Source organism: Actinosynnema sp. NPDC059335 (assembly GCF_042752395.1).
In the GTDB taxonomy this organism is placed as follows: domain Bacteria; phylum Actinomycetota; class Actinomycetes; order Mycobacteriales; family Pseudonocardiaceae; genus Actinosynnema.
Window position 1 is genome coordinate 36727 of the sequence record NZ_JBHYXZ010000038.1, and the last position, 24545, is coordinate 61271.

The 24545-nt window shown below is 73.5% G+C and carries 20 protein-coding genes; 15 read left to right on the forward strand and 5 right to left on the reverse strand.

The features are described 5' to 3' along the window. Nucleotides 1–48: 48 nt before the first annotated feature. On the reverse strand, nt 49–2847 hold the full coding sequence (locus ACFXGA_RS14570) for a hypothetical protein (protein ID WP_378087893.1): 2799 nt from the start codon (nt 2845–2847) through the stop codon (nt 49–51). Then, on the reverse strand, nt 2844–4598 hold the full coding sequence (locus ACFXGA_RS14575; protein ID WP_378087895.1) for an HSP90 family protein: 1755 nt from the start codon (nt 4596–4598) through the stop codon (nt 2844–2846). Before ACFXGA_RS14575 ends, ACFXGA_RS14570 begins: the two co-directional genes overlap by 4 nt. 434 nt (nt 4599–5032) lie before the next feature. Here ACFXGA_RS14575 and pheS point away from each other — a divergent pair, with 434 nt between their 5' ends. The 4 genes from pheS (at nt 5033) to sthA (ending at nt 10857) form a co-directional block, all read left to right on the forward strand. Next, the gene (gene pheS / locus ACFXGA_RS14580; protein WP_378087897.1) at nt 5033–6100 is read left to right on the forward strand and encodes a phenylalanine--tRNA ligase subunit alpha; all 1068 of its coding nucleotides are present in this window, start codon (nt 5033–5035) and stop codon (nt 6098–6100) included. Between the two features lie 3 nt (nt 6101–6103). Beyond that, nucleotides 6104–8581 (forward strand): phenylalanine--tRNA ligase subunit beta, encoded by a 2478-nt coding sequence (gene pheT, locus ACFXGA_RS14585; protein WP_378087899.1) that lies wholly within the window; start codon nt 6104–6106, stop codon nt 8579–8581. 307 nt (nt 8582–8888) lie between these two features. Then, nucleotides 8889–9380: a hypothetical protein gene (locus tag ACFXGA_RS14590; protein ID WP_378087901.1), complete on the forward strand. Its 492-nt coding sequence runs from the start codon at nt 8889–8891 to the stop codon at nt 9378–9380. Between the two features lie 64 nt (nt 9381–9444). Beyond that, nucleotides 9445–10857, forward strand: a complete 1413-nt coding sequence (gene sthA, locus ACFXGA_RS14595; RefSeq protein WP_378087903.1) for a Si-specific NAD(P)(+) transhydrogenase — start codon at nt 9445–9447, stop codon at nt 10855–10857. Here the strand turns inward: sthA and ACFXGA_RS14600 are convergent. Then, nucleotides 10854–11495 (reverse strand): HAD family hydrolase, encoded by a 642-nt coding sequence (locus ACFXGA_RS14600; protein WP_378087905.1) that lies wholly within the window; start codon nt 11493–11495, stop codon nt 10854–10856. The genes sthA and ACFXGA_RS14600 overlap by 4 nt on opposite strands. 103 nt (nt 11496–11598) lie before the next feature. Here ACFXGA_RS14600 and ACFXGA_RS14605 point away from each other — a divergent pair, with 103 nt between their 5' ends. From ACFXGA_RS14605 to ACFXGA_RS14650, 10 genes are all read left to right on the forward strand, one after another. Further along, nucleotides 11599–12780 carry a cytochrome P450 gene (locus ACFXGA_RS14605; protein ID WP_378087907.1) on the forward strand — a complete coding sequence of 394 codons (1182 nt, stop codon included), beginning with the start codon at nt 11599–11601 and terminating at the stop codon, nt 12778–12780. A gap of 84 nt (nt 12781–12864) precedes the next feature. Then, nucleotides 12865–13881, forward strand: coding sequence for an N-acetyl-gamma-glutamyl-phosphate reductase (gene argC, locus ACFXGA_RS14610; RefSeq protein WP_378087909.1), 1017 nt, complete (start codon nt 12865–12867; stop codon nt 13879–13881). Next, nucleotides 13878–15080, forward strand: a complete 1203-nt coding sequence (gene argJ / locus ACFXGA_RS14615) for a bifunctional glutamate N-acetyltransferase/amino-acid acetyltransferase ArgJ (protein WP_378087911.1) — start codon at nt 13878–13880, stop codon at nt 15078–15080. Before argC ends, argJ begins: the two co-directional genes overlap by 4 nt. Then, nucleotides 15077–15979, forward strand: coding sequence for an acetylglutamate kinase (gene argB, locus ACFXGA_RS14620; RefSeq protein ID WP_378087913.1), 903 nt, complete (start codon nt 15077–15079; stop codon nt 15977–15979). Before argJ ends, argB begins: the two co-directional genes overlap by 4 nt. Next, complete coding sequence (locus tag ACFXGA_RS14625; RefSeq protein WP_378087915.1) at nt 15976–17157, forward strand: acetylornithine transaminase; 1182 nt, start codon at nt 15976–15978, stop codon at nt 17155–17157. Before argB ends, ACFXGA_RS14625 begins: the two co-directional genes overlap by 4 nt. Then, on the forward strand, nt 17157–18110 hold the full coding sequence (argF, locus tag ACFXGA_RS14630) for an ornithine carbamoyltransferase (protein ID WP_378087917.1): 954 nt from the start codon (nt 17157–17159) through the stop codon (nt 18108–18110). The genes ACFXGA_RS14625 and argF overlap by 1 nt, the downstream gene beginning before the upstream one ends. Continuing rightward, nucleotides 18107–18616 (forward strand): arginine repressor, encoded by a 510-nt coding sequence (locus ACFXGA_RS14635; protein ID WP_378087919.1) that lies wholly within the window; start codon nt 18107–18109, stop codon nt 18614–18616. The genes argF and ACFXGA_RS14635 overlap by 4 nt, the downstream gene beginning before the upstream one ends. Then, nucleotides 18609–19529: an argininosuccinate synthase domain-containing protein gene (locus tag ACFXGA_RS14640; RefSeq protein ID WP_378087921.1), complete on the forward strand. Its 921-nt coding sequence runs from the start codon at nt 18609–18611 to the stop codon at nt 19527–19529. Before ACFXGA_RS14635 ends, ACFXGA_RS14640 begins: the two co-directional genes overlap by 8 nt. 60 nt (nt 19530–19589) lie before the next feature. Then, nucleotides 19590–20933: an argininosuccinate lyase gene (argH, locus tag ACFXGA_RS14645; RefSeq protein WP_378087932.1), complete on the forward strand. Its 1344-nt coding sequence runs from the start codon at nt 19590–19592 to the stop codon at nt 20931–20933. Further along, the gene (locus ACFXGA_RS14650; protein WP_378087922.1) at nt 20917–21558 is read left to right on the forward strand and encodes a DNA-3-methyladenine glycosylase; all 642 of its coding nucleotides are present in this window, start codon (nt 20917–20919) and stop codon (nt 21556–21558) included. Before argH ends, ACFXGA_RS14650 begins: the two co-directional genes overlap by 17 nt. Here ACFXGA_RS14650 and ACFXGA_RS14655 read toward each other — a convergent pair. Beyond that, nucleotides 21555–22076 carry an EF-hand domain-containing protein gene (locus ACFXGA_RS14655; RefSeq protein WP_378087924.1) on the reverse strand — a complete coding sequence of 174 codons (522 nt, stop codon included), beginning with the start codon at nt 22074–22076 and terminating at the stop codon, nt 21555–21557. The genes ACFXGA_RS14650 and ACFXGA_RS14655 overlap by 4 nt on opposite strands. A gap of 131 nt (nt 22077–22207) precedes the next feature. Further along, nucleotides 22208–22663, reverse strand: coding sequence for a hypothetical protein (locus tag ACFXGA_RS14660; protein ID WP_378087926.1), 456 nt, complete (start codon nt 22661–22663; stop codon nt 22208–22210). Nucleotides 22664–22757: 94 nt separating this feature from the next. Between ACFXGA_RS14660 and tyrS the strand changes: the two genes are divergently transcribed. Then, nucleotides 22758–24032 (forward strand): tyrosine--tRNA ligase, encoded by a 1275-nt coding sequence (gene tyrS / locus ACFXGA_RS14665; RefSeq protein WP_378087928.1) that lies wholly within the window; start codon nt 22758–22760, stop codon nt 24030–24032. Nucleotides 24033–24545: the final 513 nt, after the last annotated feature.

Genomic DNA, 24545 nt, shown 5'->3' on the forward strand with positions numbered 1-24545 from the left:
GAAAAGGCGGGTTGACCAGGCGTTATGGTCCGGTCAACCCGCCGCTCGTCAGGCTTCCAGCCGTGTCGTCAGAGTGCGGAGCAGGGGGTCGCCCGAGGTCGGCTTGGACTGGGCGCGGAGGGCTTCCTCGACCACGTTGGCGATGTCGCCGAGGATCTGCGGCGGGGTGTCGTCGGTGATCAGGGCGCCGGCCCGGCGGGCTTCCGCTTCGGCGTTGGCCGGGTCGCCCGACTCCAGCAGGAACCGCGCGCCGCGTGCCACCAGGAACGTCTGCCAGTCCAGGTCACCCAGCTGCGCGGCCAGTTCCTCGGCGATGCCGTTCTGCTCGATCGCGGCCTCGTGGTGGCCGGCTTGGACGTGCAGGAAGGCCCTGATGGCGGCGATCCGCGCGGTCAGGTGGGTGCGGTGGTCGGGGTCCTCGACGGCGGGCAGGAGTTGTTCGGCTTCCGCCAGGGTCGCGTGGCACTCGGCGGCTTCCTCGTTCGGCAGCGCGGCGGCGGCTTCGACCAGGGAGCCGGCGGCCTCGGCCGGTTCCGAGACCTCCCGCCACGCGGCCGCGGCGCCCTGGTAGGCGGACGCGGCTTCGAGCGGGTGGTCCAGGCGGCGCAGGACGCCGGCCAGGACGTCCAGGACCATGGCCCGTCGCCACGGCTCGTCGGCGGGCACGAGGCCGAGCGCGACCTCCAGGTGCTTGCGGGCGGCCTCGGTCTCGTCCAGGCGGGCGCACACCTGGCCCAGCCGGTAGCGGACGGGCACGACGATGTCCGGGTCGACGTCGCCGCCCTCGATGACGCGGACGGCTTCCTCCAGGGCCTCGGCGGCCTCCACGAACCGGCCCGCCTTGAGGTAGCCGCCGGCCAGGGCGTAGCACGCCTTGGCCACGTCGTCCGGCACGCCGACCTCGTGGCCGACGGTCACCGCGTCACGCAGCTCCGCCAGGTGCTCGGCCTCCAGCCCGAGCCGCTCGACCGACGCCACCCGCTGCCGGTGCGTCTCCGCCGTCCACGGCCCGCGCGGCGTGCTGAACGCGCCGACGAACTCGGCCGCCGTGCGCACCGCCTCCTCCTCGCCGCGCACGGTCTGGATCTTCAGCAGCAGCCGCAGCGCGTCGAACCGCACGGACGCCGGGACGTCACCCGACAGCACGTCCGCCACCTCGGCGTGCGCCTCGTCCAACCGCCCCGTGGTGGCCAGGTGCTGCGCCCGGTCGCACCGCGCCCGCGACACCAGCTCCGGCACCTCGGCCCGCGCCAGCTCCAGCGCCTCGGCGGCCAGCTCGCCCTGCTCGTCGACCTCGTCGGCGTCCGCGAGCAGGTCGCCCAGCAGCAACCGCGTCAGCACCCGCGTGAACGGGGTGCCCGCGACGTCCGCCTCCGCCAGGCACGTGCGCGCCACGGCGATGCACCGCGCGAGCCCGCCGTCCTCCGCGCGCAGCCCCGCGCCCCGCGCCCGGAACCGGTTGGCCAGGTCGTGCTCGCCGCACGCGGCCAGCCGGTCGACCGCCGCGTCCAGCTCCGCCAGCACCTCCTCCTTCGGCCGCACGTGCCCGCCCGCGATCGCCCGCCGGGCCGCGACCAGCGCGCCCAGCGACTCGGGCAGCAACGGGTCCAGGTCCTCCGGCAGCGATCTCAGCAGCCGCATGCCGACCAGGAACTCGCCCTCGTCGAACGCGTCGCACATCGCCCGCGCCAGCTCGACCGGGTCGGCGACCGCCACCGGCTCCTCCTCGACCGGGGGCGGGGGAGCGGCCGCGGTCGGCACGGCCAGCGGCACCGGGATCGTGTCCGGCGCGGCCAGCGTGCGCCGCACGCGGGTGCTCACCGCGTCGCTGCCGTTGCGCCGGTCGAACCGGGCCGCGATCTCCAGCGCCTGCGCCTCCAGCAGCTCGCGCAGCTCCGGCGCGGTCAGCACGGTGGTCCGCCCGTCCCGCGGCACGGCGAACTCCTCGTCCGGCGACACCCGGCTGAGCAGCAGCGCCGCGCCCGCGGCGAAGTGCATGGCCCGGGACGGGCTGGTCGAGTGGTGCACCCGGTGCAGGTGGCCGCGCAGCAGCTCGACGCCGCGCCGCACGTTGCCCGACGTCGCGCAGAACTCCAGGTGGTCGTCCAGGTAGCCGCCGACCAGGTCGTCGCGCACCAGCCGGTACGCCACCACGTGCGCCTGCCGTGCCCGGTCCACGTCGCCCAGCGCCACGAACGCGGGCGTCAACGTGGTCAGGATGCCCTGGGGCTGGGTCGCGCAGCCCGTGTCCTGCTCCAACTGGTGCTCGGCGTGCGCGACCGCCTCGGCGTGCCTGCCCTGCCGGATCAGGTGCCCGGCCTGCTCCTCGATGACGCACGCCTCGCAGTCGCTCATCGGGCCGCGGTCCATCGCCAGGTACCGCGCGAAGTGCTCCCGGTACGCCTCCTCGTCGCCGATGTGCGAGGCCAGGTCGGCGCGGGCGCCGTGCACGGGCTGCATCGAGTAGCCGAGCCGCCGGTAGCGCTCGGCGAGCTGGTCCACGAACGAGTTGATCTGCTCCAGCGTGAACCGCGGGTCGGCGATCAGGCCGCTGACGATCCACTTGTGCGCCCAGTCGTAGCTGTGCGTCTCCCACTCGTCGAACGCGGTGGGGTCGCGCTGCTCGGCCGTGCCGCACCAGGCGAACGGGGCCAGCATCAGGTCGTAGCGGCCCAGGTCGTAGGCGGACCGGATCAGCGCGATGCGGCAGCTCACGGCCAGCGGCAGGTGGTCGAGCGCGTCCGCCGCGCGGGCCGCCCGCTCCAGCGCCTCGTGCCGCGCCATGCCCTCCGGCATGTGGTACGCCTCGACGAACTGCCGCTCGGCGGCTTCCTTCTCCTCGTTCACCGGTGATCTCCCACGGCGCGGTCCAGCAGTTCCAGGAACGAACGGTTCAGCGCCGCGGTGTCCTTCGGGCGCATCGGGCGGCGCGCCTGCAGCAACGCGTGCACGTACAGCGACTCCACGGTCAGCTCCACCAGCGCCGGGTCGGTCAGCTGCGCCAGCCGCCGCACCAGCGGGTTGCGGCAGTTCAGCACGAGCCGCTGGGCGGCGTCGGACGTCGACTCGACCAGGCTGCCCAGCAGCTCCGCCCACAGCGGGTCGGCCTGCTCGCCGACCTGCCGCGCGTCCCGCCTGCGCTCGCCCTCCACGTTCGTGACCAGCAGCGCGGGCAGCGAGCCCGGGTCGAAGTCGCGCGGCACGGCCTCGCAGTCGTGCCGCTCCAGCACGTCCTTGGCCAGCGCGAACCGCTCCCGCAGCGCGCGTTCCAGCTCCGGGTCCGGGTCGTCGAGCGCGGCCAGCACCTCGGTCGGCGCGACCCGGCGGGCGGCGGTCGGGCCGTCCAGGGCGACGAGCCGTTCCATGATCTCCGCGTCGTAGGCGTAGCCCGCGTTGACCAGGCCCATGCCCTGCGCGTGCGCGACCGGCGCGAGCTGGCGGAACTCGTCCACGTCCGGCACGTGCGCGATGACGCCGTGCTTGCGGCGGAACTGGCGCAGCGACTGGGGGCCGTCGGTGGTCTCGAACGGCAGCCACCGCTCGACCAGCCGCAGCATCTCGTCGTCCACCCTGGCCAGCGACTTGATGCCCAGGTGGTGCGCGTCGAGCAGGGCACGCGTGCGGTCGGGGCTCGTCGCGTCGAGGCGGACCAGCCAGTCGCGGACCTGGCGGCCCAGCTCCTCGCGCACGGCCAGCAGCGTCTCGTCCTGGTAGAGCGACTCCCGGCTCGCGGTCGGCCGCAGCGACGTCGAGTCGACCACGCAGCGCACGAAGTAGGCCCACTCCGGCAGCAGGCCCTCGATGGCGTCGCCGACGAGCATCCGCTTGAGGTAGACGCGGTGGGACTGGCGCGCGCCGGGGTGCACGCCGCCGGGCAGCACGTAGGCGACGCCGCGCAGGCCCACCGTCGGCACCTCGACCGGGATCGCGTCGAACGGCCGCACGCCCAGCACCCGCTCGCCGTACGCGATCGGGTCGGACTCCCACGGCAGCCCGCCCTCCGTGACGACCTCGTCACCGACCCGCACCGTCACCGGCAGCAGGGCGCCGTACTCGGTGACCAGGGCCTTGACCACGTCGCGCTCCAGCCAGTGCTCGGCGTCGCGGTGCGGCACCAGCTCGATGGTGGTGCCGACGTCCGCGCGGGCGCCGTCGTCCACCTCGACCTCGTAGTTGCCCGCCGCGTCGGCCGTCCACCGGACCGCGGGGCCGCCCCGGGCGGAGCGGCTGACCAGCCGGATGCGCTCGGCCACCAGGAACGCCGACAGCAGGCCGACGCCGAACTGGCCCAGGAAGCCCTGGCGGGCGAAGCCCAGGTCGTCGCGCTTGGAGGTGCGGCCGAGCGTGGACAGCAGCTCGTGCACCTCGCGCTCGGTGAGGCCGATGCCGGTGTCGGAGATGCGGAGGGTGCCGCCGGCGGACCCGACCGGCTCGATCACGACCTCGCCCGGCGCGTCCGGGTGCAGCGCGCGGCGGGCGGTGATCGCGTCCACCGCGTTCTGGAGCAGTTCGCGCGCGTACACCCTGGGGCTGCTGTAGAGGTGGTGGCTGAGCAGGTCGATGATCCCGCGCAGGTCGACACCGAAGGTGTGTGCCATGGGAGTGGAGTTCACCTCGGGTCAGGTCACGGGGGAGGGCTGATTCTAAGGGCGTGGTCGCGGCTTGTGACCCGGTTTTCCGCTGATCGCCGCCGGGATCCTGCGCGCGCGGTCGAAGAGTGCCACGGCCCACCGACAATTCCGACGCGCCCAGGTCGCGATCGGGTTCCGGCACGGCGTCACCGGCACGGCGCCGCGCGGGTCGGGTGGCCGGTCCGGGGCCGGAACCGCGACCGCGCGCCCGATCCGGGGTGTGGGCGCGCCGGCCGCTCACCGGGCGACGCCCGGGGCCTGACCGCGGGCCGGTCCGGAATCACCTGGTCGGGCGGCGGTGGGGGAGGCGGAGGGCCGATCACCTAGGATCGGACCGCCGCTCCGCGTGCCTCGCGGAGGGCTGACCACCTGTTGTCCGTGACGGGAGCTGTCCACCAACCATGTCCGGAGCCAACGACCCGTACGACCCCAAGCAGGTCGCGGCGCTCTCCCCGGAAGCGCTCGACGCGGCGGTCGGGCAGGCTCGTGAGGCGTTCGCGAAGGCGGCCGACCTCGACGAGCTGGCCGCCGTGAAACCGAGCCACCTGGGCGACCGCTCGCCGGTCCTGCTGGCGCGCCGCGAGATCGGCGCGCTGCCGCCGGCCGCGAAGGCCGAGGCGGGCAAGCGGGTGAACGAGGCACAGAACGCGGTCAAGGCCGCGTTCGAGGAGCGCCGCGCCCGGTTGCAGGCCGAGCGCGACGAACGGGTGCTGCGCGAGGAGACGGTCGACGTCACGCTGCCGTGGGACCGGGTGCCGCGCGGCGCCCGCCACCCCATCTCCACCCTCGCCGAGCGCATCGCCGACGTGTTCGTGGCCATGGGCTACGAGGTCGCCGAGGGCCCCGAGCTGGAGACCGAGTGGTTCAACTTCGACGCGTTGAACTTCGGCAAGGACCACCCGGCGCGCACCATGCAGGACACGTTCTACGTCGCGCCCGCCGACTCCGGCCTGGTGCTGCGCACGCACACGAGCCCGGTGCAGGCCCGCACCCTGCTCGACCGCGACCTCCCGGTCTACGTGGTGTGCCCCGGCCGCACGTTCCGCACCGACGAGCTGGACGCCACCCACACCCCCGTCTTCCACCAGGTCGAGGGCCTGGCCGTGGACAAGGGCCTGACCATGGCGCACCTGAAGGGCACGCTCGACGCGTTCGCCCGCGCCATGTTCGGCGAGGACTCCAGGACCCGACTGCGGCCGAGCTTCTTCCCGTTCACCGAGCCGTCCGCCGAGGTGGACGTGTGGTTCCCGGAGAAGAAGGGCGGCGCGGGCTGGGTCGAGTGGGGCGGCTGCGGCATGGTCAACCCCAACGTGCTGCGCAACTGCGGCGTCGACCCGGAGGTGTACTCCGGGTTCGCGTTCGGCATGGGCCTGGAGCGCACCCTGCAGTTCCGCAACGGCCTGCCCGACATGCGGGACATGGTCGAAGGCGATGTCCGCTTCACCCAGCCATTCGGAACGGAGGCCTGACCGGTGCGCATTCCGGTTACCTGGCTGGTCGAGAACCTCGAGTTCGCCGAGACGCCCACGCCCGAGCAGGTCGCCGAGGCGTTCGTGCGGATCGGCATCGAGGTCGAGGACGTCCACGCGCTCGACGCCGTCACCGGCCCGCTGGTGGCGGGTCGCGTGGTGGAGGTCGAGGAGCTGACCGGGTTCAAGAAGCCGATCCGCTTCTGCCGGGTCGAGGTCGGCCCGGACCAGGTCAACGGCATCGTCTGCGGCGCGTCGAACTTCCGCGAGGGCGACACGGTCGTGGTGGCGCTGCCCGGCGCGGTGCTGCCCGGCGGGTTCGCCATCTCGGCCCGCAAGACCTACGGCCGGACCAGCGAGGGCATGATCTGCTCGGCCCGCGAGCTGGGCCTGGGCGACGACCACTCGGGCATCATGGTGCTGCCCAGCGGCACCGCGCAGCCCGGCGACGACGCGGTCGAGCTGCTGGGCCTGGGCGACACGGTGATCGAGGTCGCGCCCACTCCCGACCGGGGCTACGCGTTCTCGGTGCGCGGCTTGGCGCGTGAGCTGGCGTGCGCGTTCGACGTGCCCTACCGCGACCCCGGCGCGGTCGAGGTGCCCGAGGGCGAGGGCGACGTGCTGCCGGTCCGCATCGAGGACCCGGCGGTGTGCTCGCGGTTCGTGGCCCGCCGCGTCAGCGGCGTCGACCCGACCGCGCCGACGCCGTGGTGGATGCGGCGGCGGTTGATGCTGGCGGGCATCCGGTCGATCTCGCTGCCGGTGGACGTCACCAACTACGTGATGCTGGAGCTGGGCCAGCCGCTGCACGCGTTCGACGCGGCGAAGGTCCAGGGCGGCTTGGTGGTGCGGCGCGCGGCGGCCGGCGAGAAGCTGACCACGCTGGACGAGCAGGTCCGCGCGCTCGACCCGGACGACGTGGTGATCGCCGACGACAGCGGCGTGATCTCGCTGGCCGGCGTGATGGGCGGCGCGAGCACCGAGGTCGGCGACGGCAGCTCGGACATCCTGCTGGAGGCGGCGAACTGGGACCCGGCGTCCATCGCCCGCACGGTGCGGCGGCACAAGCTGCCCAGCGAGGCGGCGAAGCGGTTCGAGCGCACGGTGGACCCGGCGCTGGCGCCGGTGGCGCTGGAGCGCGCGGCCCGGCTGCTGGACATGCTGGGCGACGGCAGCATCAAGCCCGGCCGCACGGACGTGGGCACGCCCGCGCAGCCCAAGCCGGTGACGATGCCGATCAACCTGCCCGACCGGGTCGCGGGCGTGAACTACGCCCGCGGCGCGACCGCGCGGCGGCTGGGCCAGATCGGCTGCCAGGTCGAGGTCACCACGGGCGACGACGGCACGACGATGGTCACCGCGGTGCCGCCGACGTGGCGCGCGGACCTGACCCAGCCCGCCGACCTGGTGGAGGAGGTGCTGCGGCTGGAGGGCTACGACACGATCCCGTCCACGCTGCCGCCCGCCCCGGCCGGTCGCGGGCTGACCGAGCAGCAGCGCCGCCGCCGCACGGTGTCGCGCGCGCTGGCCGAGCACGGGTTCGTCGAGGTCAAGCCGTTCCCGTTCGTCGCGCCGTCGGTGTTCGACGCGCTGGGCCTGCCCGAGGGCGACGTGCGGCGCAACACGGTGAGCGTGCTCAACCCGCTGGAGGCGGACAAGCACGCGCTGGCCACCACGCTGGTGCCGGGGCTGCTGGAGACCGTGCAGCGCAACCTGGCCCGCGGCCAGAAGGACCTGGCGGTCTACGCGATCGCTCAGGTGACGCTGCCCCGCACGCAGCAGGTGCCCGTGCCGCAGGTCGGCGTCGGCGAACGGCCGTCGGACGCGCAGGTCGCGTCGCTGCTGGCGGCGCTGCCGCAGCAGCCGGTGCACGTGGCGGCCGTGCTGGCGGGCAACCGCGAGCAGGCGGGCTGGTGGGGCAAGGGCCGGCAGGCGGACTGGGCGGACGCGGTGCAGGCCGCGCGGCTGGTCGGCCAGGCGTACGGGGTGGAGCTGACCGTGGTCGCCTCCGACCTCGCGCCGTGGCACCCGGGCCGGTGCGCCGAGCTGCGGGTCGGCGACTGGCCGGTGGGGCACGCGGGCGAGCTGCACCCGAAGGTCGTGGAGGCGCTGGGGCTGCCGAAGCGGACCGTGGCGATGGAGCTGGACCTGGACGCGCTGCCGTTGAGCGACAACCGGCCCGCGCCGGTGGTGTCGGCGTACCCGCCGGTGCTGCTGGACGTGGCCGTGGTCGTGCCGGAGGACGTGCCCGCCGAGCAGGTGGCGCGGGTGCTGCGCGGCGGTGGCGGCGCGCTGCTGGAGGACATCCGGCTGTTCGACGTCTACACCGGCGACCAGGTCGGCGAGGGCAAGCGCTCGCTGGCGTACTCGCTGCGGTTCCGCGCGCCGGACCGCACCCTGACCGTGGACGAGGCGACGGCGGCGCGGGACGCGGCCGTGGCCGCCGCGGCCGAGCGGTTCGGCGCGGTGCTGAGAGCGTGACGCGGTGTCCCGGACCCGCACTGGTGCGGGTCCGGGTTTACGCCGTCCGGGTGAACGACCGGACGGTGGGGCAACGGTGAACGTGCAGTTCAGAACGCGTTGAGTGACGTGTCAAGAGGCCCAAAGACCTGTCTTTCCGGGCCGGCTTGGTCCTTGCGCACAGGTTGAACGTTCTCCAAGATTGGCGTCGCGGCCCGCTGGGCCGAGGGGCGAAGCGATGAACCGCCGGGCGAGTCTGGTCGCCGGTCCGACGGGGAGCTAGCGGCGAACCCACCGCCTGGAGCATGCAATCTAGTGAGGTTGCCTCATGCGCAGCTTGGGCCCGCGGATGGAAGTCGCCGTCGCCATGACCATCCTCGGCGTGGGCGCCGCCGTGGTCGCTGCCATGCACCTGACCTGGCCGGAACCCGAACTGCCCGCGATGGCGTACGCGGTCAGCGGCGGCGAGGTGTCGGACCTGCAGTCGTTCGAGATCAACGACGTGTCGGGCGGCGCGGTCGAGCTGACGCCCGGCAGCGAGGGCGCGCGGCTGGTGCGGCTGTCGAACCCGAACAGCGTGGAGATCGTGGTGCTGACGTTGCAGGCGCAGCCGGGCGAGCCGCTGGACGAGGCGGGCAACCCGGTGCCGGGCTGCCCGGCCGGCGTGCTGGCCGTGGCGCCGATGGCGGAGCCGGTCACCATCCCGCCGGCGGGGTCGGTCGACGTGGAGATGGTCGTGCGGATCGCGCACGACGTGCCGGACGCGTGCACGGACCTGGTGTTCCCGCTGACGTACTCGGGGCGGGCGGCCCGCGTCTAGCGGACGTCCGGCGGGTCCGTCCCGAAAACCACCGCGGGCCGCCCCGGTGTGCGAGGCTTCCGGCATGAGCGCGTACGACTACGACTTGGTCGTGATCGGGTCGGGCCCCGGCGGGCAGAAGGCCGCGATCGCGGGCGCGAAGCTGGGCAAGCGGGTCGCGATCGTGGACCGGGCCGACATGGTGGGCGGCGTCTGCGTGAACACCGGCACCATCCCCTCGAAGACGCTGCGCGAGGCGGTCCTGTACCTGACGGGCATGAGCCAGCGCGACCTGTACGGCGCGAGCTACCGGGTCAAGAACGACATCACCATCTCCGACCTGCTCGCCCGCACGCAGCACGTGATCGGCCGCGAGGTCCAGGTCGTGCGCGCCCAGCTGCACCGCAACCACATCGACCTGCTCCAGGGCACGGCCCGGTTCGTCGACCCGCACACGATCGCGGTGGACGGCACGCAGCGCGGCGAGCACCACACCGTCACCGCGGGCCACGTCGTGATCGCCACCGGCACCCGGCCCGCGCGGCCGGACCAGGTGGACTTCGACGAGGTGCGGGTGCTGGACTCCGACGAGGTGCTGGCGCTGGAGGAGATCCCGTCGTCCCTGGTGGTCGTGGGCGCGGGCGTGATCGGCATCGAGTACGCGTCGATGTTCGCCGCGCTGGGCAGCCGGGTGACCGTGGTCGAGCAGCGGGAGCGGATGCTCGACTTCTGCGACCCGGAGATCGTGGAGTCGCTGAAGTTCCACCTGCGCGACCTGGCGGTGACGTTCCGGTTCGGCGAGAAGGTCGTGAACGTGGACGTGTCCGAGACGGGCACGGTCACCACGCTGGCCAGCGGCAAGCGCATCCCGGCCGCCGCGGTCATGTACTCGGCGGGCCGCCAGGGCAACACCGAGGCGCTGGACCTGCACAACGCGGGACTGGAGGCCGACCACCGCGGCCGGCTGTCGGTGGACGAGCACTACCGCACGGCGGTCGAGCACATCTACGCGGTCGGCGACGTGATCGGCTTCCCGGCGCTGGCCGCCACGTCGATGGACCAGGGCAGGCTCGCCGCCTACCACGCGTTCGGCGAGCGGGCGCGCGAGCTGTCGGCGTTGCAGCCGATCGGGATCTACACCATCCCGGAGATCTCGTACTGCGGCGCCACGGAGGCCGAGCTGACGTCGTCCGCCGTGCCCTACGAGGTGGGGCTCGCGCGGTACCGGGAGCTGGCGCGGGGCTCGATCGTCGGCGACGCCTACGGCATGCTCAAGCTGCTGGTGTCCACTGTGGACCGCAAGCTGCTCGGCGTGCACCTGTTCGGCACCGGCGCGACCGACCTCGTGCACATCGGCCAGGCGGTCATGGCGTGCGGCGGCACGGTCGACTACCTGGTGGACACCGTCTTCAACTACCCGACGCTGTCCGAGGCGTACAAGGTGGCCGCGCTGGACGCGACGAACAAGATCCGCGCGCTGGAGCGGTTCGGGTCCTAGCCGGGGCCGTCGAGCAGCAGCCGGGTGACCAGGTGCAGCCGCGCGTCCCGGACGTCCATCAGCGGCGGCACGAGCAGCGTCGGCATGCCCGCGGCGACGCCCGCGCCGTCGTGCGTGGCGCGGTCGCCGACCATGAGCGTCGCGGCGGGCGCGGCGCCGAGCTCGTCCAGCGCGATCCGGAAGATCGCCGGGTCGGGCTTCACCACGCCGTGCTCGAACGACAGCACGAAGGAGTCGACCGGCAGGTCGGCGAACGCGGGCCGCAGGTCGAAGTGGATGTCGCTCAACACCCCGATGCGGACGCCGTGCGCGTGCAGTGCCCGCAACGTCGGGGCGGCGTCCACCGCGAACGGGGTGAACGCGGGGTCGCGGTCGACCGCGTACAGCGAGTCCGCCAGCTCCGCGTCCAGCCCCGCGTCCCGGAACGCCGCGTAGCTCGTCCGCCGGTGCAGGTCGGCGTCGGCGTCCACGCCCGGCACGTCGAGCCTCGCGCGGGCGAGGGCCGCCGCCACCTCGGGGGCCCCGTCGGCGGCGCGGCCGATCCGGCGCAACGCCTCCGCCACCCACCTCCGGAACGTCGGCGCGAGCACCAGCGTCCCCCGCCAGTCGAAGATCACGGCCCGCAGTCGGTCGGCCATCCCGCGCTCACCTTCGGTAGTCGGCGACTCACTCGGCTGAAGGCTGCCGCACCACTCCCGTGCGGGGCTACCGTTTTCCGGACCCCTACGGCGGGAGACCGGCATGGCCGCGATGCCCCTCTACATGCGCCGGGTCGGCTTCGACCCGGATCCGGCGATCGCGGAGGTCCGCGACCGGGAGGGGGTGGTCCGGGTCGACTCGGCGCTGGGCGTCCCGGTGTGGCTGGTCACCCGGGTGGAGGACGTCCGGCGGGTCTACGGCGACCCGCTGCGGTTCGGCAACTCCGCGCCGCACCTCGTGCCCGGCGCGCCCGCGTTGTCCGAGGAGGAGCTGGCCGCCGCGCGGCCGGGCAACCTGCTCGTGTTCGACCCGCCGGAGCACACCCGGCTGCGCAGGCTGCTGGCGCCGGAGTTCACCGTCCGCCGGATGCGCCGCCTCGAACCGCGCGTGCACGAGATCGTGCGCGACCACCTCGACGCGATCGAGCGCCAGGGCCCGCCGGCCGACCTCGTGCCCGACTTCGCCCTGCCGGTGCCCGCGCTGGTGATCTGCGAGCTGCTCGGCGTGCCCGCCGAGGACCGGGACGCGTTCCAGGCCCGCTACGCCCGCTACTTCGACATGACGCTGTCGTTCGACGAGCGGGTCGCGGTGCAGTTCGAGGCCAAGGACTACCTGGCGCGGCTCGTCGCGCGGGCGCGGCGGGAGCCGGGGGACGACCTGCTGGGCATGCTCGTCCGCGACACCACCGCCGACCTCACCGACCGCGAGCTGGTCGGCATGGCGGACCTGCTGCTGCTGGCCGGGCACGAGACGACGGCCAACATGCTCGGCCTCGGCACGCTCGCCCTGCTGCGCCACCCCGCGCAGTTCCGGCTGCTGCGGGAGGAACCGGACCGCGCCGCCGCCGCGGTGGAGGAGCTGCTGCGGTGGCTGAGCGTCGTGCACACCGGCGTGCCGCGGGTCACCACGACCGACGTCGAGCTGGGCGGCCACGCGCTGGGGCCCGGCGAGCTGGTCGTGTGCGCGCTGCCCGCGGCCAACCGCGACCCCGCGCTCGTGCCGGACCCGGAACGGCTGGACGTCACCCGCGCCGCGGGCAGCCACGTCGCGTTCGGCCACGGCGTGCACCACTGCCTGGGCGCGCCGCTGGCCAGGATGGAGATGCGGATCGCGTTCGCCGCGCTGGCGCGCCGGTTCCCGGGGCTGCGCACCGTCGACCCGGAGCCGGACTACCGGCCGGAGGCGGTCGTCTACGGGCTCTCGTCGCTGCGCGTCACCTGGTGATCGCGCGGGCGGGGCGGTCCGCCGTCGCGCGGAACCCCGAAAAGCGATTTGAGTGACTTTGCATCAACGTGCATACTTATCCGCATGACGGTACGGATCGCGGTCGCCGGGGCCAGCGGGTACGCCGGGGGAGAGGTGCTGCGCCTCCTGCTCGGTCACCCGGACGTGGAGATCGGCGCGCTCACCGCCGGCGGCAACGCGGGCTCGAAGCTGCTCTCCCACCAGCCGCACCTGCTGCCGCTGGCCGACCGGGTGCTGGAGGAGACGACCGCCGACGCCCTGCGCGGCCACGACGTCGTCTTCCTCGCCCTGCCCCACGGGCACTCCGCCGCGATCGCCGCGCAGCTGGGCGAGGACACGGTCGTCGTCGACTGCGGCGCGGACCACCGGCTCACCGACCCCGCCGCCTGGGACCGCTGGTACGGCGGCACGCACGCGGGCAGCTGGCCGTACGGCCTGCCCGAGCTGCCCGGCCGGCGCGAGGAGCTGCGCGGCGCGCGCCGCGTCGCCGTCCCCGGCTGCTACCCGACGGTGTCCTCGCTGGCCCTGGCCCCCGCGATGGGGCTGGTCGAGCCGGAGGTCACCGTGGTGGCCGTGTCCGGCGCGTCCGGCGCGGGCAAGTCGCTCAAGCCCCACCTGCTCGGCTCCGAGGTGATGGGCTCGCTCAGCGCCTACGGCGTCGGCGGCACGCACCGGCACACCCCGGAGATCGCGCAGAACCTGGCCGCCGTCGCGGGCGAGCCGGTCGCGGTGTCGTTCACCCCCGTGCTGGCGCCGCTGCCGCGCGGCATCCTGGCCACCTGCTCGGCCACGCTCGTGGACGTCGACGCGGACGTGCGCTCCGCCTACGAGAAGACCTACGCCGACGAGCCGTTCGTGCACCTGCTGCCGGAAGGCCACTGGCCGACCACGGGCGCGGTGCTCGGCTCGAACGCGGTCCAGCTCCAGGTGACCGTCGACCGGGACGCGAACCGGCTCGTCGTGGTCGCCGCGATCGACAACCTGGCGAAGGGCACCGCGGGCGCGGCGGTGCAGTGCATGAACCTGGCACTCGGCCTGCCGGAGACCACCGGCCTGTCCACCGTGGGAGTAGCCCCGTGAACCGCGAGACCACCGGCTTGTCCACGCCCGATCGCCACCGGGGCGTGACCGCGCCGAAGGGCTTCCAGGCCGCGGGCGTCGCGGCCGGCATCAAGGAGTCCGGCGCGCTCGACCTGGCGCTGGTCGTCAACGAAGGCCCCGGCCAGGCCGCCGCCGGCGTCTTCACCACCAACCAGGTGAAGGCCGCGCCGGTGCTGTGGTCGCAGCAGGTGCTCAAGGAGCGCAGGCTGCGCGCCGTCGTGCTCAACTCCGGCGGCGCGAACGCGTGCACCGGCCCCGAGGGCTTCCAGGACACCCACGCCACCGCCGAGAAGGTCGCCGAGGTGCTCGGCGTCGGCGCGATCGAGGTCGCGGTGTGCTCCACCGGCCTGATCGGCGAGCGGCTGCCGATGGACAACCTCAAGGCGGGCGTGGAGAAGGCCGCCCAGGAGCTGGCCGCGGGCGACCGCGCGGGCCTGGACGCCGCCACCGCCGTGATGACCACCGACACCCGCCCCAAGCAGTCCTGGCTCGCCCACCCCGACGGCTGGTCCGTGGGTGGGTTCGTCAAGGGCGCGGGCATGCTGTCGCCGAACATGGCCACGATGCTCAGCGTCCTCACCACCGACGCGGTGGTGGACGGCGACGCCCTGGACGCGGCGCTGCGCGCGGCCACGGCCAAGACCTACGACCGGCTCGACGTGGACGGCGGCACGTCCACCAACGACACGGTCCTGCTCCTCGCCTCCGGCGCGTCCGGCGTCGCGCCGACCGCCGAGGAGTTCGCCGAGGTGCTCACCGCCGTGGCCAAGGACCTGGTCAAGCAGCTCCAGGGCGACGCGGAGGGCGTCACCAAGGAGGTCTCGATCACGGTCAACGGCGCGCTGAGCGAAGCCGAGGCCCTGGTGGTCGCCAAGACCGTCGCCGAGGACAACCTGGTCAAGACCGCGCTGTTCGGCTCGGACCCGAACTGGGGCCGCATCGCGATGGCCGTCGGCCGCTCACCGGCGACCGTCGACCAGCACAAGCTCGGCATCGCGATCAACGGCGTCACCCTGTTCGCCGACGGCCACAAGGCCGCCGACCGCAGCGAGGCCGACTTGTCCGGCCGCGACGTGGACATCGTGGTCGACCTGGGCCTGGGCGACGGCACGGCCACCGTGCTCACCACGGACCTGTCCCACGCCTACGTCGAAGAGAACAGCGCGTACAGCTCGTGAGCACGCCACAGGAGAAAGCCGGGATCCTGATCGAGGCCCTGCCGTGGCTCCAGCGGTTCCGCGGCGCGATCGTGGTCGTCAAGTACGGCGGCAACGCCATGGTGGACGACGGGCTCAAGCGGGCGTTCGCGCAGGACATGGTGTTCCTCAAGCTCGCGGGCCTGCACCCGGTCGTGGTGCACGGCGGCGGGCCGCAGATCGCCGCGATGCTCACCAGGCTCGGCATCGCCAGCGAGTTCCGCGGCGGCCTGCGCGTCACCACGCCGGAGGCCATGGACGTGGTCCGCATGGTCCTGGTCGGCCAGGTGCAGCGCGAGCTGGTCGGCCTGATCAACTCGCACGGCCCGTTCGCGGTCGGCCTGTCCGGCGAGGACGCCCACCTGCTCACCGCGGCCCGGCGGTCGGCCCTGGTGGACGGCGAGCCGGTCGACATCGGCCTGGTCGGCGACATCGTCGACGTCAACCCCGACGCGGTGCTCGACATCGTGCGCGCGGGCCGCATCCCGGTCGTGTCCACGGTCGCGCCGGACGCCGACGGCGTGGTCCACAACGTCAACGCCGACACGGCGGCGGGCGCGGTGGCGGTGGCGCTCAAGGCCGAGAAGCTGGTCGTGCTCACCGACGTCGAGGGCCTGTACGCGGACTGGCCGGACCGGAACTCGCTGCTGCACCGGGTGGACGCCGAGCGGCTGGAGAAGATGCTGCCGGACCTGGACAGCGGCATGGTGCCGAAGATGGAGGCGTGCCTGCGCGCCGTGCGCGGCGGCGTGCCCGAGGCGCACGTGATCGACGGCAGGCTGGCGCACTCGGTGCTGCTGGAGGTCTTCACGTCCGAGGGCGTCGGCACGATGGTCACCGCCGGCGAGGTCGGCGACCCGACTGGGGAGGACGAGGCATGAGCGAGCACCAGCGGCGGTGGCAGGCCGCCATGATGAACAACTACGGCACGCCCGGCCTGACCCTGACCCGCGGCGAGGGCGCGTACGTCTGGGACGCCGACGGCAACCGCTACCTGGACCTGCTCACCGGCATCGCGGTCAACGCGCTCGGCCACGCGCACCCGGCGATCGTGGCCGCGGTGACCGAGCAGATCGGCCGGCTCGGCCACACGTCCAACCTCTACATCAACGAGCCCGCGCTCGCGCTCGCCGAACGCCTGCTCGACCTGTCCGGCGTGGACGGCGACGGCCGCGTGCTGTTCTGCAACTCCGGCGCGGAGGCCAACGAGGCCGCGTTCAAGCTGAGCCGCCGCACCGGCCGCACCAAGGTCGTCGCCACCGACGGCGGCTTCCACGGCCGCACCATGGGCGCGCTGGCCCTCACCGGCCAGCCCGCGAAGCGCGAGCCGTTCGAGCCGCTGGTGCCCGGCGTGGTGCACATCCCGTACGGCGACGTCGCCGCGCTGGAGGCCGCGATCGACGACGAGACCGCCGCGTTCGTCGTGGAGCCCATCCAGGGCGAGAACGGCGTGGTCGTGCCGCCCGAGGGCTACCTCCAGGCGGCCCGCCGGATCACCGCCGAGCACGGCGCGCTGCTGGTCCTCGACGAGGTGCAGACCGGCATCGGCCGGCTGGGCACCTGGTTCGCGTTCCAGCAGGTCGGCGTGGTGCCCGACGTGATCACCCTGGCCAAGGGCCTGGGCGGCGGCCTGCCGCTGGGCGCGTGCATCGCGATCGGCCCGGCCAAGGACCTGTTCGGCCCCGGCCAGCACGGCACCACGTTCGGCGGCAACCCGGTGTGCTGCGCCGCCGCGCTCGCCGTGCTGGACACGATCGCCGCCGACGGCCTGCTGGAGCACACCTCCGCGGTCGGCAAGGAGATCGCCGCCGGCGTCGAGGCGCTGGACCACCCGCTCATCTCCGGTGTGCGGGGCGCCGGCCTGCTGCTCGGCATCACGCTGCGCGAGGCGGTCTCGGCGAAGGCCGCGGCGGCCGCGCAGCAGGCCGGCTATCTGATCAACCCGATCCAGCCCGACGTCATCCGCCTGGCGCCGCCGCTGGTGCTGGACGAGGCCGACGCCCACCGGCTGGTGGCCGACCTGCCGTCGTTCCTCCCGACCCCAGGCCAGGAGCCGTGATGGTGCGCCACTTCCTGCGTGACGACGACCTGACCCCCGAGGAGCAGGCCGAAGTCCTCGACCTCGCCGACGACTACAAGGCCGACCGGATGACGGCCAAGCCCCTGGCCGGCCCGAAGTCCGTCGCGGTGATCTTCGAGAAGAACTCCACCCGCACCCGGCTGTCGTTCGAGGTGGGCATCGCCCAGCTCGGCGGCAACCCGGTCATCATCGACGGCCGGTCCATGCAGCTCGGCCGCGAGGAGACCATCGAGGACACCTCCCGCATCCTGTCCGGGTACGTCGAGGCGGTCGTGTGGCGGACGTTCGCGCAGAAGCGCATCGACGCGATGGCGTCGGTGTCCCGCATCCCGGTGATCAACGCGCTGACCGACGAGTTCCACCCCTGCCAGGTGCTGGCCGACCTCCAGACCATCCGCCGGGTGCACGGCAGGCTCGCCGGCCTCACCGTCACCTACCTCGGCGACGGCGCGAACAACATGTCCCACTCGATGCTGCTCGGCGGCGCCACCGCGGGCATGCACGTGCGGATCGCCGCGCCGGCGCTGTTCCAGCCGCTGCCGTGGGTGCTGGAGGACGCCCGCAAGCGGGCCGAGGAGACCGGCGGCTCGGTCCAGGTGATCGAGGACCCGCGCAAGGCCGTGGACGGCGCGGAGGTCCTGGTCACCGACACGTGGACGTCCATGGGCCAGGAGAACGACGGCCGCGACCGGATGCGCCCCTTCCGGCCCTACCAGCTCAACTCCGACCTGGTCGCCGCCACCGGCGTGAAGACCACCGTGCTGCACTGCCTGCCCGCCCACCGCGGCCAGGAGATCACCGACGAGGTGCTCGACGGCCCGGACAGCGCCGTCTGGGACGAGGCCGAGAACCGCCTGCACGCGCAGAAGGCGCTGCTCGTCTGGCTCCTCGAACGCTCCGGCGCGACCGCACCGAGGGACCCGGCGCGATGACCCGGACCGCGCGGCAGGCCCGCATCGTCGAACTGGTCGCCCAACGCGCCATCCGCAGCCAGTCCGAACTGGCGAAGACGCTGGCGGTGGAAGGCATCGAGGTCACCCAGGCCACGCTGTCGCGCGACCTGGACGAGCTGGGCGCGGTGAAGCTGCGCGGACCCGACGGCGGCGCGCCCGTCTACGTCATCCCCGAGGACGGCAGCCCGGTGCGCGGCGTGCAGGGCGGCACGACCCGCCTCACCCGGCTGCTCGGCGAGCTGCTGGTGTCCGTGGACCACTCCGGCAACCTCGCCGTCCTGCGCACCCCGCCCGGCGCGGCCCAGTTCCTGGCCAGCGCCCTGGACCGGGCCGCGCTGCACGACATCGTCGGCACCATCGCGGGCGACGACACCATCCTCGCCGTGGCGCGCGAACCCCTCACCGGCGCCGACCTGGCCGCCCGCGTCACCGCGCTCGCCGCCGGCGAGGAGCAGCAGCCCCAGCAGGGCGAAACCCATGAGTGAGCGGGTCGTCCTCGCCTGCTCCGGCGGACCGGCCGCCGCGGCGGCCATCGGCCGGCTCACCGGGAACGCCGGCGCCGAAGTGGTCGCCGTCGCGGTCGACCTCGGCCACGGCGGCGAGCACCCGGACGCCGTCCGGCGGCGCGCCCTGGCCTGCGGCGCGGTCGCGGCCGAGGTCGTGGACGCCCGCGACGAGTTCGCCGACCGGTACTTCCTCGCCGCCCTGCGCGCCAACACCCTGCCGCGACCCTCCGCGCTGTCCCGGCCCCTCATCGTCGAGCACCTGGTCCGCGCCGCCGCACGGCACGGCGCGACGACCGTGGCGCACACCGGCGACCGCGGCCCGATCGAAGCGGGCGTCGGCGCGCTCGCCCCCGACCTGAAGGTCGTCGCGGTCGACCCCGGCGCGGAACCGGAGCTGCCGGTCCAGGCCCGGCGCGTGCTGGAGCCGTACGACCCCGACGAGCTCGTCGTCACCTTCGACCGGGGCAGGCCCGTGGCCATCGACGGCGAGACCGTCACCATGCGCCAGGCCGTCCGGGAGCTGAACCGGCGCTCCGGCGTCGCCCGCACGACGACCACGTGGGCGCGGGAGGCGCCGGGCGCGGTCGCGCTCGTCACCGCGCACCGCGACCTTGAAGACGTCACCCTGGAACCCGACCTGGCGCGCTTCAAGCGCCGGGTCGAGCGGCGCTGGGCCGGGCTCGTGCACGACGGGCTCTGGTTCTCGCCGCTGAGACAGGCGCTGGACGGCTTCCTCGACCACACCCAGCGGCACGTGTCCGGCGAGGTCCGGCTCGTGCTGCGCGGCGGCCGCGCGGTCGTCACCGACCGGCGCGGCGAGGACCCGCCGCCCCGCCCGCACCCGGGCCACGCGACACCGCGTGACCTGCCGAACCAGATCGCCGCGAAGTAGGGATTCGAACACGTGAGCTCATTGTGGGGTGGCCGGTTCGCCGGCGGACCGGCGGAGGCGATGGCGCGGCTGTCCGCGTCCACGCACTTCGACTGGCGACTCGCCCCGTACGACATCAGGGGTTCCCGCGCGCACGCCCGCGTGCTGCACCGGGCCGGCCTGCTGACCACCGACGAGCTGGACCGCATGCTCGCCGCGCTCGACGCCCTGGAGGCCGACGTGGCGTCCGGGGACTTCACGCCGACGGTGGCCGACGAGGACGTGCACACCGCCCTCGAACGCGGCCTGATCGACCGCGCCGGACCCGAGCTGGGCGGCAAGCTCCGCGCCGGCCGGTCCCGCAACGACCAGGTCGCCACCCTGTTCCGGATGTGGCTGCGCGACGCCGCCCACCGCGTCGCGCAGGGCGTCCTCGACGTGGTCGAGGCCCTCGCCGACCAGGCGTCCGCGCACGCCACCGCCGTCATGCCCGGCCGCACCCACCTGCAGTCCGCGCAGCCCGTGCTGCTCGCGCACCACCTGCTCGCGCACGGCCAGGCCCTGCTGCGCGACGTCGACCGGCTCCACGACTGGGACCGGCGGACCGCCCTGTCGCCGTACGGGTCCGGCGCGCTCGCCGGCTCCTCGCTCGGCCTGGACCCGGCCGCCGTCGCCGCGGAACTCGGCTTCGACGGCCCCGTGGAGAACTCCATCGACGGCACCGCGTCCCGCGACTTCGCCGCCGAGATCGCGTTCGTGCTCGCCATGATCGGCGTCGACCTGTCCCGGATCGCCGAAGAGGTGATCATCTGGACCACCGCCGAGTTCCGCTTCGCCGTGCTGGACGACGCCTGGGCCACCGGCAGCTCGATCATGCCGCAGAAGAAGAACCCCGACGTCGCCGAGCTGACCCGCGGCAAGTCCGGCCGGCTCATCGGCAACCTGACCGGCCTGCTCGCCACGCTCAAGGCCCAGCCCCTGGCCTACAACCGCGACCTCCAGGAGGACAAGGAGCCGCTGTTCGACTCCGTCGAGCAGCTCGAACTGCTCCTGCCCGCGCTCGCCGGGATGATCGCGACCATGCGCTTCGACACCGCGCGCATGGCCGCGCTCGCGCCCGCCGGGTTCACCCTGGCCACCGACATCGCCGAATGGCTCGTGCGGCAGGGCGTGCCGTTCCGGGTCGCCCACGAGGCGGCGGGCGAGTGCGTCCGGGTGGCCGAGGGCCGCGGCGTCGGCCTGGAGGAGCTGACCGATGAGGAGTTCGCCACGATCTCGCCCGCGCTGACGCCCGACGTGCGTAGCGTGTTGACCGTGGAAGGCTCCATCGCGTCACGGGACGCCCACGGCGGCACCGCACCCGGCCGGGTCGCCGAGCAGTTGAAGAGGTTGCGCGACAAGGTGTCCGTTGCCCGCAACGCCTAGGCAGCTCACCGAGCGGGAGCTCGCGGTCGACCCCGTCGACGCCGCGCGGCTCCTGCTCGGCGCCACCATCGAATCCACCACGCCCGAGGGCGTGGTCGGCGTGCGCATCGTGGAGGTCGAGGCGTACCGGGGCGGCGACGACCCCGCCTCGCACTGCTACCGGGGCCGCACGCCCCGCAACGACGTGATGTTCGGCCCCGCCGGGCGCCTGTACGTGTACTTCGTCTACGGCATGCACTTCTGCGCGAACGTGGTGTCGCTCACCGACGGCGTCCCCGGCGCCGTGCTGCTGCGCGCCGGCGAGGTCGTGACCGGCGCCGAGCTGGCCCGCGCCCGCCGCCCGGCCGCGCGCAACGACGCCGAGCTGGCCAAGGGCCCGGCCCGGCTCACCGGCGTCCTCGGCCTGGACCGCGCGCACAACGGCGTGAACCTGACCGAGCGCGACGCGTCCGTCCGGCTGCTCGCGGGCGACCCGGTCGGCGAGGACGACATCCGCACCGGCCCCCGCGTCGGCGTGGCCGTGGCGGTGGACGTGCCGTGGCGGTTCTGGGTCGACTCGCCGGCCGTCAGCACCTACCGCCGCGGCACCCGCCGCACCCGCGCCGAGGCGCTGCGGACCCGCTAGACCTCGCCGAACACGTACGTGCCGGGCGCGTCCGCGTCGTCGCCCGCCCAGAACTCCACCCAGTGCTGCACGAACTCCGACTTCGAGATCCAGCCGTCGCCGTCCAGGTCCAACCGCGCGAACACGGCGTCGGTCGGCGCGTCGTTCCCGGTCCAGGCGTGGATCATCCGGGCGTACTCGGGCGCGGACACGCGGCCGTCACCGTCCTCGTCCACCGCCTCGAACATCGACTCGGCCGTGGCCACCACCAGGTCGAGCATGGTCCCCAGCTCGGCCACCACGGTGAGCACCTCGTCCACCGTGACGCGGTCGTCGCCGTCGCGGTCCGACGCCGACCGCAACGCGTCCCACCAGCCCATCATGATCTCCCGCAGGCGCTCGTGGTCGACGCCGTCCCGGAGGTGCGCCCACCGGTCCGTCACCGCCTCGAAATCCGCCCGCTCGAGGAACCCGTCACCGTTCGAGTCCATGGCGGTGAACACGATGGACGTCTTCTTCCGCTGCAAGTCGCTGGCCACGGAAGCAAACTTGGCGGGGGATCGCCACGAGGACAATTGACCAGCCGGGGCAAACCCCCGCGCGGGCGAGTGACATCTCCGTGACCGTCGGTAGCGCCCCTGACCTGGTCGTGCCCCGACCGGCCCACCGCCTAGCGCACCGTGCGCCGGTACCACACCCGCCGCTCGTGCGCGGGCAGCGCGAGCCGGGTGATGAGGTTCGTCAGCACCGCGCCGATCAGCAGCCACAGCAACGCGGCCACGCCGTCGTTCAGCAGCGTCCGCAGGGTCGCGTTCGCCGGCGTGAACAGGTCGCGCAGGCCCAGCGACACCGCCGCCGACCAGGAGTCGACCAGCTGCGCGAAGCCGTTCGCCGGGTTCGCCCCCGCGATCACCAGGAAGATGTGGATCGCCAGCACGATCGCGAACACCCAGCACAGCACGTCGATCACGCCGCACACCACGCGGACCGCCCGCACGCGGCCGTCACCGCGCTCGACGATCTCCTCTTCCCGGGCGTACGGCTCCGGCGCGCGCGGCGGCTCGGCCGCGGGCATGAACTCCGTGGGACGGTCAGCGGGACGCCGGCCGCGGTTCGGGTAGGTCATCGCTGCGGTCCTTCCACTAGGGCCCCTCGCCCGAACTACCCGCCGGCGGCACCGCCTCAAACTGCTTTGACCAGGTGGAGGAGAATGGCTCCCCGTGAGCGAGCACATCCTCGACGAGCTGTCCTGGCGCGGCCTGATCGCGCAGTCCACCGACCTCGCCGCCCTGCGCGAGGACCTCGACGCGGGCCCGCTCACTCTCTATGCCGGGTTCGACCCGACCGCGCCCAGCCTGCACGCCGGCAACCTCGTCCCGCTGCTCATGCTGCGCCGCTTCCAGCGCGCCGGGCACCGGCCGATCGTCCTCGCGGGCGGCGCGACCGGCATGATCGGCGACCCGCGTGACAGCGCGGAGCGCGCGCTCAACCCGCTGGACACCGTCGCCGAGTGGGCCGGGCGCATCCGCGGCCAGCTCGAGCGGTTCGTCGAGTTCGACGACGGCCCCACCGGCGCGATCGTGGTCAACAACCTGGACTGGACCGGCGGCGTCACCGTGCTGGACTTCCTGCGCGACGTCGGCAAGCACTTCTCGGTCAACGTCATGCTCGCCCGCGAGACGGTCAAGCGCCGCCTCGACGGCGACGGCATGTCCTACACCGAGTTCAGCTACCTGCTCCTGCAGTCGCACGACTACCTCCAGCTGCACCGCAAGTACGGGACCAGGCTCCAGGTCGGCGGCTCCGACCAGTGGGGCAACATCGTCGGCGGCGTGGACCTGGTCCGGAAGGTCGACGGCGCGTCCGTGCACGCCCTGACCGCGCCGCTGGTCACCGACGCCGAGGGCCGCAAGTTCGGCAAGTCCACCGGCGGCGGCAACGTGTGGCTCGACCCGGCGATGACCTCGCCGTACGCCTGGTACCAGTACTTCGTCAACGTGGGCGACGCCGACGTGCTCCGCTACCTGCGGCTGTTCACCTTCCTGCCCCGGGAGGAGATCGCCGACCTGGAGCGGCAGACCGCCGAGGCGCCGCACCTGCGCGCCGCGCAGAAGAAGCTCGCCGAGGAGTTCACCAACCTGGTGCACGGCGAGCACGAGACCCGGCAGGTGATCGCGGCCAGCCAGGCCCTGTTCGGCCGGGGGGAGCTGCGCGAGCTGGACCTGTCGACGCTGGAGGCCACCATGGCCGAGGCGCCGACGGGCGAGGTCCGCCTCGCCGACGGGCCGACCATCGTCGACCTCCTGGTCAGCTCCGGCCTGGCGGAGAGCAAGGGCGCGGCGCGGCGCACCGTGAAGGAGGGCGGCGCGTACGTGAACAACGCGAAGGTCACCGACGAGGAGTGGGTGCCCGCCAAGGAGGACCTGCTCCACGGGACGTGGCTGGTCGTCCGCCGCGGCAAGCGGAACACCGCCGGTGTGCGGGTGCTGGTCTGACCTGCGCGAACAGCTCCACCCGACGGCCGTCGACCCCCAGCGGGGCGGCGGCCGTCGTGCTGTCTTGGTGTGATCGCGGTCACACTGTTGCGGGCGGATCGGGTCGGATAGCGTGGGGACGAGTGCGGCACGGGCTGCTGACCTGCGGTTTCAGCCTGTGGCGAGGTGCTGCGCCCCCGATTTGACCTCCGGTTCGGGTGCGTGTAACTTTCTCCATGTCAGCACGGAACGGGCCGGGAACACCGGAACGGAGTGCGGCAGGTCACGAACCAAGCTCCCGCGAACGTGGTAGAGTGGGTGACCGCGAAACGGAAGACCCAGTCCAGGCTCGTCTGAGCCGATGCGACCAGGGCGTCTGTTCCAACACAAGCTTTGAACCACAAGCCTCGGATCGAGCCGCGCGAGCGGTGAGTGATGATGAGCGCGTGTTCTTTGAGAACTCAACAGCGTGCCGAATAGCCAGTAAATTGTATGAACCTCGTCAAGAGGTTTCCTTTGAGATTGTTACTGGAC